General features: G+C 70.7%; 14 protein-coding genes. 8 read left to right on the top strand and 6 right to left on the bottom strand.

The window, feature by feature from the left end; all coding sequences use genetic code 11:
• Window positions 1-3: 3 nt before the first annotated feature.
• The 3 genes from ACWDA7_RS19785 to ACWDA7_RS19775 form a co-directional block, all read right to left on the bottom strand.
• Window positions 4-528: a hypothetical protein gene (locus ACWDA7_RS19785; RefSeq protein ID WP_359392774.1), complete on the bottom strand. Its 525-nt coding sequence runs from the start codon at window positions 526-528 to the stop codon at window positions 4-6.
• 252 nt (window positions 529-780) lie between these two features.
• A complete protein-coding gene (locus ACWDA7_RS19780; protein WP_450605557.1) occupies window positions 781-2,379 on the bottom strand; it encodes a glycerol-3-phosphate dehydrogenase/oxidase in 1,599 nt (532 codons plus the stop codon).
• Entirely contained in the window at window positions 2,376-2,975 is a 600-nt protein-coding gene (locus ACWDA7_RS19775; RefSeq protein ID WP_450605556.1) for a TetR/AcrR family transcriptional regulator, read from the bottom strand. Before ACWDA7_RS19775 ends, ACWDA7_RS19780 begins: the two co-directional genes overlap by 4 nt.
• Window positions 2,976-3,046: 71 nt before the next feature.
• On the opposite strand from ACWDA7_RS19775, the gene ACWDA7_RS19770 reads away from it, so the two are divergent.
• Together ACWDA7_RS19770 and ACWDA7_RS19765 are read left to right on the top strand one after the other, a co-directional pair.
• Window positions 3,047-4,642 (top strand): FAD-binding oxidoreductase, encoded by a 1,596-nt coding sequence (locus ACWDA7_RS19770; protein WP_450605555.1) that lies wholly within the window; start codon window positions 3,047-3,049, stop codon window positions 4,640-4,642.
• Between the two features lie 70 nt (window positions 4,643-4,712).
• Window positions 4,713-5,591 carry a YegS/Rv2252/BmrU family lipid kinase gene (locus tag ACWDA7_RS19765; RefSeq protein ID WP_450605554.1) on the top strand — a complete coding sequence of 293 codons (879 nt, stop codon included), beginning with the start codon at window positions 4,713-4,715 and terminating at the stop codon, window positions 5,589-5,591.
• 176 nt (window positions 5,592-5,767) lie between these two features.
• Here the strand turns inward: ACWDA7_RS19765 and ACWDA7_RS19760 are convergent, their stop codons facing one another.
• Complete coding sequence (locus ACWDA7_RS19760) at window positions 5,768-6,133, bottom strand: winged helix-turn-helix transcriptional regulator (protein ID WP_450605553.1); 366 nt, start codon at window positions 6,131-6,133, stop codon at window positions 5,768-5,770.
• 121 nt (window positions 6,134-6,254) lie between these two features.
• On the opposite strand from ACWDA7_RS19760, the gene ACWDA7_RS19755 reads away from it, so the two are divergent.
• Window positions 6,255-6,905, top strand: a complete 651-nt coding sequence (locus tag ACWDA7_RS19755) for an FMN-dependent NADH-azoreductase (protein ID WP_359392786.1) — start codon at window positions 6,255-6,257, stop codon at window positions 6,903-6,905.
• Window positions 6,906-7,155: 250 nt separating this feature from the next.
• On the top strand, window positions 7,156-8,616 hold the full coding sequence (locus tag ACWDA7_RS19750; protein ID WP_450605552.1) for a dihydrolipoyl dehydrogenase family protein: 1,461 nt from the start codon (window positions 7,156-7,158) through the stop codon (window positions 8,614-8,616).
• Between the two features lie 100 nt (window positions 8,617-8,716).
• Here ACWDA7_RS19750 and ACWDA7_RS19745 read toward each other — a convergent pair whose 3' ends face one another.
• Window positions 8,717-9,595, bottom strand: coding sequence for a methyltransferase domain-containing protein (locus tag ACWDA7_RS19745; RefSeq protein WP_450605551.1), 879 nt, complete (start codon window positions 9,593-9,595; stop codon window positions 8,717-8,719).
• Window positions 9,596-10,032: 437 nt separating this feature from the next.
• Between ACWDA7_RS19745 and ACWDA7_RS19740 the strand changes: the two genes are divergently transcribed.
• The 4 genes from ACWDA7_RS19740 to ACWDA7_RS19725 all read left to right on the top strand — a co-directional run bounded on the left by ACWDA7_RS19740 (window position 10,033) and on the right by ACWDA7_RS19725 (window position 13,507).
• Entirely contained in the window at window positions 10,033-10,479 is a 447-nt protein-coding gene (locus ACWDA7_RS19740; RefSeq protein ID WP_450605550.1) for a MarR family winged helix-turn-helix transcriptional regulator, read from the top strand.
• 46 nt (window positions 10,480-10,525) lie between these two features.
• Complete coding sequence (locus tag ACWDA7_RS19735; protein ID WP_450605549.1) at window positions 10,526-12,247, top strand: MFS transporter; 1,722 nt, start codon at window positions 10,526-10,528, stop codon at window positions 12,245-12,247.
• 37 nt (window positions 12,248-12,284) lie between these two features.
• Window positions 12,285-12,623, top strand: coding sequence for a hypothetical protein (locus ACWDA7_RS19730; RefSeq protein ID WP_450605548.1), 339 nt, complete (start codon window positions 12,285-12,287; stop codon window positions 12,621-12,623).
• Window positions 12,624-12,706: 83 nt separating this feature from the next.
• Window positions 12,707-13,507, top strand: a complete 801-nt coding sequence (locus tag ACWDA7_RS19725; RefSeq protein WP_450605547.1) for a sigma-70 family RNA polymerase sigma factor — start codon at window positions 12,707-12,709, stop codon at window positions 13,505-13,507.
• A gap of 219 nt (window positions 13,508-13,726) precedes the next feature.
• Here ACWDA7_RS19725 and ACWDA7_RS19720 read toward each other — a convergent pair whose 3' ends face one another.
• A complete protein-coding gene (locus ACWDA7_RS19720) occupies window positions 13,727-14,578 on the bottom strand; it encodes a LysR family transcriptional regulator (protein ID WP_450605546.1) in 852 nt (283 codons plus the stop codon).
• Window positions 14,579-14,606: the final 28 nt, after the last annotated feature.

Genomic DNA, 14,606 nt, shown 5'->3' with positions numbered 1-14,606 from the left:
CGCTCAGCAGCCTCCGCAGTTGTAGTAGAGGACGTCCCAGTGGTTGCCCTCGTCGGCGTAGATGTTGCCGGAACCGGACTGGTACTGGGGTGCTCCGTCGCCGCGCAGACCGATGTAGGTGAAGCTGTTCTTGATGTAGTTGGTGACGCAGGTGTTCTTGCCGTAGTCCAGCTTGTAGCCGTTCCAGTGCGAGTACGTGCCGGAGGCGTGGCCGGTCTCGGTCCCGCCGGTGATGTTCAGCGCGCAGCCCGAGGCCCGCTTGAGCGTCTGCGCGCCCTGGGCGGTGGCGAGGTTGAGCTGCTCGAACGACGTGCAGGTCGGGTTGTTGCGGTCGGAGCAGTTGCCGGAGGACGACCAGGTGATGCCCACCTGGCGGAACATCGAGGTGGCCGTGGCGTGGGAGATCTTGGTGACCGCCGCGGCCTGGGCGGTGTCCTGGGCGGCCAGTGCGTCCCCGGCGCTGCCGAGGACGGCGAGTCCGGGGGCGATGGTGAGCGCGAGGGCCATGAGGGCGGAGCGGATCTTCATGTGGGGACCTTCCTGCGATCGGGCCGTGCTTTCCTGTGGGGCGGCTGTGCAGGTGGTGCACGGCGATGGTGCCCGAGTTCTACGCGCGTCCGAAAGAGGGCCGGGCTCCTGAGGGTTCCCCTCAGGAGCCCGGCCCTCGGCGCCGCACCGTCCCCGTGGCGCAGTGGGCGATCGCCGCGTTGTCCCAACGGGCTGCGATGCGCCGGCCGGCCGGTGCTTTTGCGACCTCCCGAACTCCGCCGCGACGACGTGTCAGTCGGCGTCGAAGGTGTCACCGAGCAGCTCGTGTGTCGTACGCATCGCGTCGGCGCGGTCGGCGGGCACCAGGCCGATGCGGGTGCGGCGGTCCAGGAGGTCCGCCGTGTCGAGGGCTCCTTCGTGGCGTACGGCCCACAGCAGTTCCGCGCGGGTCACCGGGTGGCCTTCCAGAACGGGTTCGGCGAGCCGGGGGTCTTGCTCGGTCAGGGCGTGAACGGCCGGCGCCTCGGTGCCGTAGCGGCTGATGAGGCGTCGGGGCGCGCGGAGTTCGGCGAGTACCTGCGGCGGTGCCGCGCCCACAAGGGGAACCGCGGTCGTGGTGGACGGCCCGGCAGGGAGGCGGTGTGCGGCGATGGCCGTGTCGACGGCGTCCTCGGCCATGCGCCGGTAGGTGGTGAGTTTGCCGCCGACGATCGTGATCACGCCCTCCGGCGAGGTGAGCACCGCGTGTTTGCGGGAGATGTCGGCGGTGCCCGCCGGCGCCCCCGAGCCCGCCGCGGGTGTGGTGTCCAGCAGGGGGCGCAGTCCCGCGAAGGCGCCCACCACGTCGTGGCGGTGGACCGGGACGTCCAGGGCGGAGCCGAGGACGTCGAGCAGGAAACCGATGTCGGTCTCGGGTACCTGGGGTACGTCGGGGATGTCGCCGTCCACGGGTTCGTCGGTGAGGCCGACGTAGACCCGGCCGTCTCCTTGGGGCAGGACGAGGACGAAGCGGTTGGTCTCGCCCGGGATCGGGATGTGCAGCCCGGCGGGCATGGCTCCGAGGTGGTCCGTCCGCAGTACGAGGTGGGTGCCGCGGGAGGGCCGGATGCGGACGCCCTCCACCAGGCCGCCCGCCCACACGCCGGTGGCGTTGATGACGGCGCGGGCCCGGATCTCGCCCTCCTCACCGGTGAGTTCGTCCCGTACACGGGCGCCGGAGCGGGTGATCTCCAGTGCGCGGACGCGGGTGAGGATACGTGCGCCGTGGGCGGCGGCCGTACGGGCGACGGCGGTGACCAGACGGGCGTCGTCGATCACGCGGCCGTCCCAGGACAGAAGGCCGCCGCGGAGTCCGGTGGTGCGCAGCGCGGGGGCGAGGTGCCGGGTCTCCGCCGCGGAGAGTCTGCGCGGTGCGGGCAGCGTCGAACGAGCGGTGCGTGCCGCGAGGCGCAGCGTGTCACCGGCGCGGAAGCCGGCCCAGGCCAGAGCGGCCTGGCCACGGGAGACCAGGGGGGTCAGGGGCAGCACGAAGGGCTGGGCACGCACCAGGTGCGGAGCGGTGCGCTCCATGAGGACCCCGCGCTCGCGTGCGCTCTCGTGGGCGACGTCGAACTGGGCGGAGGCGAGGTAACGCAGCCCGCCATGGATGAGTTTGGAGCTCCAGCGGGAGGTACCGAAGGCCAGGTCGTGGGCGTCCGCGGCGGCGACCGAGAGCCCGCGGGCGGCGGCGTCCAGGGCGGCTCCGGCACCCGTCGCGCCGAGACCGACGACCAGGACGTCCACCGCCGTGCCGTCGGTGCTCCGGCCGAGTTCACGCCGGCGGCGGGCGGCGGTCAGGGACGAGCCCGGAGCCGGGTGCGCCGAGGGGGCCGGGCTGCTGCTGGGGCTCATGGCGTCAGGGTCCTCTCGAGGATGGTCCGCAGTTCTGCGTAGAAGGCGTCGGCGCTCAGTTCGGCGTCGTCCTCGTCGGCCATGGTGCGCAACGACAGGGTGAAGGACTGGGCGACCAGGAGCAGGGATCTGGCCTGCCGTCGGGGATGGTCGGGGCGTACGGACCCGTCCGCGTGGCCCTGCTCGAGGGCGTCGGAGATCAGTTCGATGACGGCTTCCTGGCTGGCTCCGCGCCGGTCCAGTACGTAGGGAAGGAGCAGTTCGGGATCGACGTCGACGATCTTGCGGAAGAGTGGATGGCTGCGGACGGCGCCGACGCCTTTGACCAGCCCCTCCACGATCCGGGTGCGCGCGTGCATTCCAGGCGTGGGCTCGGGCATCGCTCCGGTGGCCGCCTCGATCCACTCCCGGGTCATCAGGTCACCGACCAGGGACCGTACATCGGGCCAGCGCCGGTACAGCGTCATCCGGGAGACGCCCGCACGCCGGGCCACGTCGGTGAGGGTCGTGCGCCGGACGCCGACGGCCAGGACGCAGTCGCGTACCGCGTCGAGCACCGGATCGCTGTCCGAAGCGTTGTGACGAATAGGCGTCATGTGTCACAGTGTAACGCCCCTGTGGCCGCACAAGAGACGGCACTCTCGAACGACCGGTGAGGACAAGCCCCATGGACATGCTGTGGAGCGGCTGGGGAGACCCGGCCAGGGCGACGCCGCTGCCCGACACGGTGATCGGACTGCTGCGCGACCTGCTCGGGGTGAAACCGCGCAGCGCCGAACCGGTGGCCCTGGAAGACATCGCCGTGCCCGAGTCGCCCCTGGCCGCCGCCGCACGCCAGGCCCTGGCCGCCGCCCTCGGCGGCGAGGAGCATCTGCGGACGGACGCGGAGTCCCGGATCCGGCACACCCGCGGCAAGTCCACCCCCGATCTGCTGCGGATCCGCGAGGGAGACATGGCTGACGTCCCCGCGGCCGTGGCGCTCCCGGCGAGCCATGACGAGGTGCAGTCCGTGCTGACGGCCTGCGCGGAACACGACCTGGCCCTCGTCCCGTTCGGCGGTGGCACCTCCGTGGTCGGCGGCCTCGCCCCCGAGCGGCGGCGGCCCTTCGTCGCGCTGGACCTGCGCCGCATGGACGGCCTGCTCGCCCTCGACCCGGTCTCCCGCATCGCCACCCTGCAGCCCGGACTGCGCGCTCCGCAGGCGGAGTCACTCCTGGCCGAGCGCGGCTTCACCCTCGGCCACTTCCCCCAGTCCTACGAATGGGCCACCATCGGCGGATTCGCCGCCGCGCGCTCCAGCGGCCAGGCGTCCGCCGGCTACGGCCGGTTCGACGAGATGGTGCTCGGCCTCACCCTCGCCACTCCTGCCGGAACCCTCGAGGTCGGCCGTGCCCCCCGCTCGGCCGCCGGACCCGACCTGCGTCAGCTCGTCCTCGGCTCCGAAGGGGCGTTCGGCGTCATCACCTCGGTGACCGTGCGGATCCGCCCGGTCCCACGCACCTGCATATACGAGGGATGGCGTTTCGACTCCTTCGACGCGGGCGTCGCCGCGCTGCGCCGTCTGGCCCAGGACGGGCCGCGGCCGACCGTCCTGCGCCTGTCGGACGAGACGGAGACCCTGGTCGGCCTCGCCCAGCCCGAGGCCATCGGCTCCTCGGGCGTGCAGCAGGCCCAAGGGTGCCTGGCGATCGCGGGCTACGAGGGTACCGAGGAGGACACCACACACCGCCGGGAACGTGCGGCGGCCGTGCTGCGCGAGTGCGGCGGCAGCTACGTGGGCCGGGGACCGGGAGAGCGCTGGGCCGACGGCCGCTACTCGGCGCCCTACCTGCGCGACGCGCTGCTGGACGCGGGAGCGTTCGCCGAGACACTGGAGACGGCGGCCTTCTGGTCCCGGATCCCTGAGTTGTACGCCGCCGTGCGGGAGGCGCTCACCACCACGCTCACGGGTGCCGGCACCCCGCCCCTGGTGATGTGTCACATCTCCCATGTGTACGAGAACGGCGCGTCGTTGTACTTCACCGTGGTCAGCGCCCAGGGCGACGACCCCGTGGCCCACTGGGCGCCCGCCAAGCACGCCGCGAACGAGGCGATCCTGGCTGCGGGCGGCACCATCAGCCACCACCACGGCGTCGGCAGCGACCACCGCGACTGGTACGTCCGGGAGGCGGGGCCGCTCGGCATCGAGGCCCTCAAAGCGGTCAAACGGCGCCTGGATCCCGACGGGCTGGTCAACCCGGGCATCCTGCTGCCCACCGACTGATTCCCACCCTGTCCGTCCCCGCCTTACCATCGTCCGTCCACGATCGTCAGCCGCCCTCGGAGGCACACCGATGCGACAGTTCACCGCCATCGTCAACCCCACCGCGGGCGGTTCGACCGGGGTCGCGACCCTGCTCCAGGTGGCCCGGCTGCTGCGGGAGGCCGGCGCCGAACTGGAGACCGAGTACAGCCGCAGCCTCGCCCACGCCCAGGACCTCGCGCGCCAGGCCGGCGAACGGCAGCGTGTCGTCCTGGCCGTCGGCGGCGACGGCATCGTCGGTGGCATCGGCGGGGCACTGAGCGGCACCGACACGCTCTTCGGCATCGTCCCGGCCGGCCGCGGCAACGACTTCGCCCGGGCGCTGGACCTGCCCACTGACCCGGCCGCCCTCGCCAAGGCGCTGCTCCACCACGACCCGCGGCACGTCGACACCATCGAAGTCGAGTCCGCCCAGGGCCGCGCCGTCGCTCTCGGGAGCGTCTACGCGGGAGTCGACGCGCTCGCCAACCGCCATGCCAACCAGTCCAGACTGCTGAGCGGGGCCGCCTCCTACTACGCGGGCGGGCTGCGCGCCGTCGCCACCTGGCGCCCGGCCACATACCAGGTCACCATCGACGGCGAGGAAATCACGCACCACGGCTACACGGTCGTGGCCGCCAACTCCGCCTACTACGGCTCCGGCCGGATCATCGCCCCCGACGCGCGCGTCGACGACGGCCTGCTCGAGGTGGTGATGATCCGTCACGCGCCACGCCGGCTCTTCTTCACCCTCATGAACGAGCTCAAGACAGGCGCGCACGTCAACCGGGGCGAAGTCCGGATCGCCCGGGGCAGGGAGATCCGCATCGAGGCCGACCGGGATGTGCCCTACGGCACCGACGGTGAGGTGGACGCCGTCCTCCCCGTCACGGCCAGGGTTCTGCCCGGAGCGCTCGCCGTGCTGTGCTGAACACCTGGAGACCTGAACACCTGCCGGCAGGCGTCCGCGTCCGGTCGGCGGGAGACCACGAACGACACAGTGCCGCTGCGATGCCGGCGTACGGGTCAGTGAGTGGGGCGGCGTCGGCGCCGCCCCGGCGATGACGGCGGTTCGAGATCACGGCCCGGCCGTCGAGGCCGTCAGCCTCAGAACTCCTCCGTGCAGGGCTCGGCCCCCGGCAGGTGCTCCTTCGCCCATGCGCCGAGCTCCTTGAGCGCCGGTCCCAGTGCGGCTCCCGACTCGGTCAGCCGGTAGGAGACGCGCAGCGGAGGTCCCTCGTCGACCTCGCGTACCACCAGTCCGGCGGCGCCGAGCTCGGCGAGCCGGTCCGACAGCATGCGCTCGCTGATGCCCGGGATCGCCCGGCGCAGGTCGGCGAAGTGCGCGGGCTGCTCCACGAGGACCGCCACGATCGGGCCGCTCCAGCGCTTTCCGAGCAGCTGGAAGACGCGAGTGATGCCGCCGTCCACCCGCTTGCACGCCGCTTGGTCGTGCTTCTGCTCCACCGCCATGGGTACAGGGTACTACTCTGCTGTTGGGGGGTGAAAAAAAGTAAGTCCCTGTGCTAAATATAGCTAAGTACGAAACATCAGCCCCGTACTCAACGTGGGCTCGTTCTGCATGGAGACACCCATGGCCACCTTGCTGCACATCGATTCCTCCGTCTTCCCGGGCGACGCGTCCGCGTCCCGCGCCGTGGCGGACGTCTTTCGCAAGACCTGGCAGGAGCAGCACCCCGACGGGACGGTGATCTACCGCGACCTGGCAGCGAACCCCGTCCCACACATCACCGCCGACGCCCACACGGCCGGCTTCGCCGACCCCGACTCCCGCACCGCCGAGCAGGCCGGCGCCTTCGCCGAGCGCGTCAAGCTGATCGAGGAACTGGAGCAGGCGGACGCGGTGCTGATCGGCGCCCCGATGTACAACTACGCGATCCCCTCGACCCTCAAGGCCTGGCTGGACAACGTGATCCTCTTCGGCCGCACCGCCGGTGAGACCCCCTCCGCCAAGGGCACCCCGGTCACCGTCGTAGCCAGCCGGGGAGGCGCGTACGGCCCCGGCACCCCGCGGGAGGGCTACGAGTACGTCCAGAACTACCTGCGGGCCGTCCTCGCCGACGCCCTCGCTCTGGACCTCGACTTCATCGTCCCTGAACTGACCATGGCCCCGCACAATCCGGCCATGGCCCAGCTGGTCCCTCTCTACGAGGCGTCCCGTGAGCGTGCCCTCGCGGACGCCGCCGCCAAGGCCAAGCAGCTCGTGGAGCGCCTGGCCGCATGAGGTGACCGCGAGGCGGGGAGGGGGCGGCCCGGCCGTGCGGCGGACCTCCGCAGTCGCTCCCGAACCTCGATCTCCTCAGCGGTGAAACGAGAGGGAATGGCCCGTTCCTCGTAGGCTGGGCTCAGGCCCCGGCGATCTGCGGCGCCCCTCGTTGCTTGCGCAGTCGCATGTCGTGGCCGGGCTGACGGCAGCCGTTCTCCGCACACTCCGTGCGCCGCCGCCCAGGCGGAAGGGTGACAGGGGAGGTCTTATGACCGCGACGGTGGATCCGGATCGCTCCGAGTGGGACGTGATCGTCCTCGGCGGCGCGGCCGCGGGGGAGAACGCCGCCCAGTACGCGAGCCAGTTCTCCGGCTTGTCGTCGGTGCTCGTGGAGAACGCCCTGCTGGGCGGCGAGTGCTCGTACTGGGCGTGCATGCCGAGCAAGGCGCTCCTCCGGCCCGTGGAGGTGGTCGACGCGGCCGCCCATCTGCCCGGTGTGTCGGCACAGCTGGACCCCGCCGCCGTGCTCGCCCGCCGCGACGTCGTGATCAACGGTCTGGACGACAGCTCCCAGGTGAAATGGGCCCTGAACACCGGCATCGACGTGGTGCGCGGCTACGGGCGGCTGGCCGGTGAACGCAGAGTCGTGGTGAGCCGGCCCGACGGCTCGAGCCGGGAGCTGACGGCCGGGCAGGCCGTCGTCATCGACACCGGATCCTGCCCGGCCGTGCCGGACATCCCCGGACTGCGCGCCGCACTGCCGTGGGTCTCACGCGATGTGACCACGATGCGGGAAGTACCGCGGCGGGTCGTCGTCCTGGGCGGCGGTGTGGTCGCCTGCGAGGCCGCCACCTGGCTGAAAGGGCTCGGCGCCGCCGAGGTGACGATCGTCCACCGCGGCACGCGCCTGCTGGCCCGCAACGAGCCGTTCGCGGGGACGCTCGTCGGTGAGGCGCTGCAGGACGCGGGCGTACGACTGCGCTACGGACGGACCATGGCCGAGGTGCAGCGGCCCGGAGCCCGCGACACGGGCGAGGGCCGCGTGCACGGCGACGAGGTGCGCGTCACCCTCGACGACGGCACGGTCATCGTGGCCGACGAGGTCGTCGTGGCGGCCGGGCGCACCCCGAACACCGATGACATCGGCCTGGAAACCGTCGGGTTGAGCCCTGGCGGTTACCTCGACGTCGACGACCACCAGGGGGTGCGGGGCGCGGCCGGCACCTGGCTCTACGCCATCGGGGACGTGTGCGGCCGGGCACTGCTCACACACATGGCCAAATACCAGGCCCGTATCGCAGGAGAGGTCATCGCGGCACGCGCGGCCGGCTCCTCCGACCTGCCGTCCGCCGCGCTCGGTCACATCGGGCTGCCCCAGGTCGTCTTCACCACCCCCGAGGTCGGCAGCGCCGGCCTGACCGAGCAGCAGGCACGGGACGTGGGGGCCGATGTCGAGACCGTCGAGTACGACCTCGCCGCGCTCGCCGGCACCTGGGTCATGAGCGCGGACTACCGCGGCCGGGCCAAGCTCGTCGTGGACCGCGCCGAGGACGTCGTCCTGGGAGCGACGTTCGTGGGCGCGGGCATCGCCGAACTCGTGCACTCCGCGACCACGGCGATCGTCGGGCGCATCCCTGTCCCCACCTTGTGGCACGTCGTGCCCAGCTATCCCACGGTCAGCGAGATCTGGTTGCGCCTCCTGGAGACCCTGCGCACGCAGCGGCACTAGGCCGTGTCTCTCAACTTCGTAGTCGGGTGACTACCGCTGCTGACACGGCTGCAGATGTTGTGAGGAAGCCAGGGCGCCAGGCGTGCCCACTGCTCGTCGGTCAGCAGGCGCAGGCGCCCGCTCGTGGGCATCGGGGCGTGTAGGCGGTGGCCAGCACAGAGACCGTGAGCCGGTCGGGCAGGAGCCCGCCATCGTCCAACTCTGTGGGGCTCAAGTGACGTGCGCTCGGCGTCATCCCCACCAAGTCCAGGGCCTCCGGCCCGATCGGGGCCATGGAGTACTCCACGCGTTCGGTGACGACGGCCTCGAAGTAGGGGTCCAGTGTCCCGTGCAGGCGCTGTTCCTTGGCCGGGTCGATGGTGACCATGGCAGGCACCCGGCCGCGAAGCTCGGCCAGGTGCCGCGCCGTCGGCCGGACCACGATCAGCCGGCCGGCCGGGCGGAGCACTCGGTAGAACTCGGCTGGATTGCGGGGTGCGAACACGTCCAGCACCACGTCGGCCACATCGTCAGCCAGCGGGAAGGGACGGAAGACATCCCAGGTTGCCGCAGCGGCTCGCTCATGGGCTCGCGCTGCCGAGCGCAGCGCGCGCGCCGACGTGTCCAGGCCCAGCCCTCGGGCGCCGGGCAGCTGGTCGAGAACGCCGGCCAGGTAGTAGCCCGTGCCGCACCCGACGTCTACGACCGTGCCCCGTTCAGGGGCCGAGCCGGTCGCCAGGTGGGCCACGGTCTGGCGGATGGGGGCGTACCTGCCGGTGGCCAGGAAGCGGTCTCGCGCCTGGACCATGGCCGCGTCGTCGCCGCTGGTGGCGCGGGTGCCCGTCAGGAGGCCGGCGTAGCCGTGGCGGGCGATATTGAAGGTGTGGCCCGCCGGACAGCGAAGTGCGCCGCAGTCGGGGTGCAGGCGGCGGGTGTGGCACGTCGGGCAACGCAGCAGATCGAGGGACAGTTTGAGGGCAGGGGGAAACAACACGGGCACGAGGCACTCCTGGCACGGCTGAAGGGGAGGGAACGTGCCTGCGTGCACAGACGGTCACTGCCTCAGGAAGGAACGGGCAGGGCCAAGGGGGTAGTTCACACAGCAGGCACACCAAGGAGGGCGATGCCGTCCGACATCGCCCTCAACGCCTTCCGATCACAGGAAGCAGCAGTGCGGGGTGCTCATGAATGCCACGTCATGAGTCTACGAGCCTCGACGAAACCCTTCACGCCACCGAAGTTGAGAGGCACGGCCCAGGGCTCGGGAAGGGGGCTCTGCACACTGGAGGAGCCCCTGCGTCCGGTGAGCAGTCCGGAGAGGTGCCGGGCGGGCCATGAGTCGCCTGTGCCGTGGGTTGTCCGCGCCGGCCGCTCAACAACCCTGCTGAGACCTGGGTCACATTGACGGTCGACTCCATATAGATTCATAATGCAGTTATGCATAACGAGCTTATGGAATCCGGCGGCTCCGGCGAAGAGCTGGTCGTCGCCTTCGAGCAGCTGGTGCGGTACGTGCGCCAGGTCAGTACGGCCGGGGGCCTGAGCACCGCCGCCTCGTCCGCATTGGGGCGCCTCGGCCGCGAGGGATCCCAGCGGCTGACGGAACTCGCACGCGCCGAGGGCGTCTCGCAGCCCGCCATGACACAGCTGGTCACGCGTATGGAACGCGACGGGCTGGTGCGCCGCGTCGCCAGTACCGATGACCGCCGATGCGTGCTGGTCGAATCGACCGACGCCGGAGCCGACCTCGTCAGACGGCGGCGCTCCGAGCGCGCCGAAGCCTTGGAGAGGCTGATGGAGCGGCTCGACCCGAAGGAGCGGACCGCAGTCGTCATCGCACTTCCCGCGCTCGCCCGGCTGGTCCAGGCCGAGGCGTCCGACTGACCGCCGGCATCGAAGACAGCCGACCTTCCAGAAGAAAAAAGAGGCAATGACCGCACCGCATGGGACTTCAACGAGCCCTTTCAAACAGCCACGTGCCGTCTGGGCCGTGGCGTTCGCCTGCGTCATCTCGTTCATGGGCATCGGCCTGGTCGACCCGATCCTGCCCTCGCTGGCCGAAAGCCTGCACGCCACCCCGAGTCAGGTGTCGCTGCTCTTCACCAGCTATCTGGTCGTCACCGCGGTGGCGATGCTGGTGGTCGGCTGGGTGTCCAGCCGGATCGGCGCCAAGCGCACCCTGGTCATAGGCTTGGCGCTGATCGTCGTGTTCGCGGCGCTCGCCGGCACCTCCGGCTCCATCGGCGGCATCGTCGGCTTCCGTGCGGGATGGGGCCTGGGCAACGCCCTGTTCATCGCGACCAGCCTGGCGGTCATCGTCGCCTCGGCCAGCGGCGGCTTCGGCGGAGCGATCATCCTCTACGAGACCGCGCTGGGCATCGGCATCGCGGTCGGTCCGCTGCTCGGCGGTGAACTGGGCAGCATCAGCTGGCGCGGGCCGTTCTTCGGTGTCGCCGTACTCATGGCCATCGCCCTGATCGCCACCCTCGCCTTCGTCCCCGCACTGCCCAAACCCGAGCGCCGCACATCTCTGAGCGCCCCGCTCAAGGCATTGCGGCACCGCGGGCTGCTCACCATGGGCATGATGGCGCTGCTGTACAACTGGGGATTCTTCACCATGCTGGGCTACGCGCCCTACCCCATGAAGCTTGACGCCCACCAACTCGGCCTGGTCTTCACCGGCTGGGGCCTGCTGGTCGCCGCCTTCAGCGTATTCGTCGCACCTCGCCTGCAGGCACGATTCGGCACCGCTCCCGTGCTCTACGCCAACATGGTCGGGCTCGGGATCGTCATGACGGTCATCGCCGTCGGCGTCGACACCCCCGCCGCCGTGATCGTCGCGGTCATCGTCAGCGGCGCGTTCATCGGCATCAACAACACCCTCACCACCCAGGCCGTCATGCTCGTCTCCCCGGTCGAGCGATCGGTCGCCTCCTCGACGTACGGCTTCGTCCGGTTCATCGGAGGCGGTCTGGCCCCCTTCGTCGCCGGCAAGCTCGCCGAGGCCACCAACCTCAGCGTCCCGTTCTACCTCGGCGGCGCCAGCTTCATCCTCGCCATCTTCGTCCTCGCCTCGGGCCACAAGCTGGTCAGCGCCGCCGAGAACATGGAGGCCCACGGCGAGACGGTGCGCCCGACCCTCGAGCGGATCGGGGCCGTCCCGGCTCCCGGATACCGTCCGGTCATCGTGGCCGTGGGCGCCACCGGCGACCCCGACCGGATCGTGGACGCGGCTGCCGCCGTCGCCCGCGAGACGGGCAGCGCGCTGGAAGTCGTCCACGTACGTGAGACCGCCGTGATCGAGGAACAGGCCCTCGACACCGAGGACGCCGACCACGCACGCGCCGCGGTCCTCGCCCACCTCGACCGCCTCGCCGCACACGGCATCACCGCGACCGGACAAGTGCTCACCAGCGTCGGTGACCACGCCGCAGCCGGCAGGGTCCTCGCTCAGTACGCCGCCGACGTCGAGGCGCACACGATCGCGGTCGGCCGTTCCCCGCGCGGAGCGGTGGCGCAGTTCACCGACGGCAGCTTCACCGCAGCGCTGACCCACGCCGCGGCCTGCAACGTCGTACTGGTCGAACCCGGTCGGACACCGCACCGGTTGACAGCGGCGTCACTGGAGGAGCTGCGTACCAAGAGCACCTGACCGGTACGGGCACGGCGCAGTGAGGACAGGAGCCGAAGTGAGGGCGACGAACGAGTTCACGAGCACGCGGACACGACCGGGTTGGCCGGGCAGGCGCATCGGGAGCGCTCTGGGCTGGCGATGGGTGCTGCACCGTGAGCGCCGCCTGGCCCGCGAGCACGAGCTTCGGCTGCTGTCCCAGGCCCAGGCGCAGGTCAGGACCACCTGGCTGGCGGGCGAGAACCCGCGCCACGCCCACGAGGTGCAGAACATCCTGCACACGCTGGGGGACGCGGCATTCGACGCCGACCTGATCGGCGCCTGGGACAAGCTGGACCGTCCCTACCTCTTCGAAATCGACGGTGACCACTACCGGTTCGGCCTGCCCCAGGGCTGAGACAGGGCGTACCGCGCAACCGAGGTACGCCCTTCGGCACTGCGGAGTGCGCGAGGCATGGTTCAGTCAGGAGCAGACCATCGATGCCCAACCCCAGCACAGGTCCCCTCACCGGCACTTCGAGCAGGATGCCGACGACGGGCGACAGCACCGGCCGTCACCGAGGACGGGGCACCGGCACCAACCAGCCCCTGCCCGGCGGCAGTCCGAACGGCGGCCACCGCTGGACGGGCCGGACGCACCTGAGGCAGCCGTCGGCCGTCCCCGAGGGCAGCACGCACGAGATACCTCGGGAGCAGAGTAGGCCTGACGCAGAAGGCAAGCCCGGCTTCGCATCCGCCCTGGAACTCCGCAGCCGGATGTACTCGGCCGCGTTGCGCATGACCCGTAACCGGGTGGACGCCGAAGACCTGGTGCAGGAGACCTACGCCAAGGCGTACGCGCACTTCGACCAGTTCCAGCAGGGCACCAACGTCAGAGCATGGCTCGCCCGCATCCTGACGAACACCTTCCTCAACAACAACCGCAAGGCCCGGCGCGAGCCGGCACACAGCCGCACCGGTGAGATCGAGAACGGGGAGCAGGCCCAAGCCGACTCCCCTGTGCTGCCGGGACTGCGCTCGGCCGAGGCCGAGGTGCTGGACCGCCTCGGCGACCCGAACGTCCGGGCGGCTCTGCACGCCCTTCCCACCGAACAGCAGGTCACCATCTACCTCTGTGACGTCGAGGGCTTCACCTACCGAGAGATCGCCGACATCACGGGCGTCACCACGAACACCGTCGGCAGCCGCATCCACCGGGCCCGGCACCATATGCGCGAACTGCTGCAGGACTACGCAGGCGAGCACGGGCTCCTTCCGAAGCACACCGAACTGCCTGTGTGAGGCGGCCATGGACGGCCGTCACGTCTCACAGCGGTGTTGCCGACCGGACCGACGAAGTGTCAGCCGGCATGCCGACTCGCTCCCGTCGAGGCGCGCCAGCGACAGAACGGTGCCGTACCGAACGGCTCCAAGCTGTGACGGGCTTCGGGACTCGTCGGGCGGGGGAGCGCGGCCGAGGGCTGGTCCGGAGCCCTGGACGGCCGCTCCGGAGGCGGCAGTTCACTCGTTCACCGCAGAGACGGCGGAATCGAGGAAACTGCGGATGAGGGCCTGCTGCGCGTGCGGCAGACTGACGAGGCTCACCGGGCTGGGAGGTGCGTTGGTGAGCGGGATGAAGCGGATCGCGGAGTGGCTGATGCGGCGTTGAGCGATCTCGGGAACGATACCGATTCCGCGGTTGGCCGCCACCGACTCGAGCCATTCGTCGAAGTTGGCCGTCTCGATGATCTGCTCGGGACGCTGTCCGGCCGGCCATGACCAGGGGCCGGTGGTGCCGCTGAGGATGTTGACGACCAGGGGCCAGCGGGGGATGTCTGCCCAGTCAACGCGTTCGAGCCGGCTCAGCTCGCTGTCCTGGGAGCAGAGGGCGATGCGGGGCTCGTCGTACAGATGCACCGCGTGGGCCGACCGGGGGGCTGTGAAGTCGCCACGGACCAGGGCGATGTCGATGTTCTCCTGCCTCAGGCCCCATAGCGGATCGTCGCAGCGGGTCAATGCCACGGAGGCGCCGGTGACTTCCTTGAAGCGGTTCGCCGCCCGCTGGGCCCACGGGTCGGGCAGCAGCCAGCTGAAACCGAGCCTGATCGTGATCTCTCTGCGGGCCGCAGCGAGGGCTTGGTCCAGGGCGGCCAGGACGTGCTCGACATGGGTGAGGAATTCCGTGCCGGACTGCGTCAGCTCGACGTGCCGGGAGGAACGGTCGAGGAGCCGGACGCTCAGGGCGGACTCCAGCTGTGTGACGGTGCGACTCAGGGCCGGCTGGCTGATCAGCAGTTCCTCGGCCGCGCGGGTGAAGGACCGGTGATGGGCCACGGCGGCGAACGCCCGTAGATGGCGGAGTTCGACATCCATGTCTGCCCGTCCCTTCGCCGCGCCTATA

The organism is Streptomyces sp. NPDC001156 (assembly GCF_053598275.1).
This window is presented reverse-complemented; position numbering and strand designations above follow the sequence as displayed.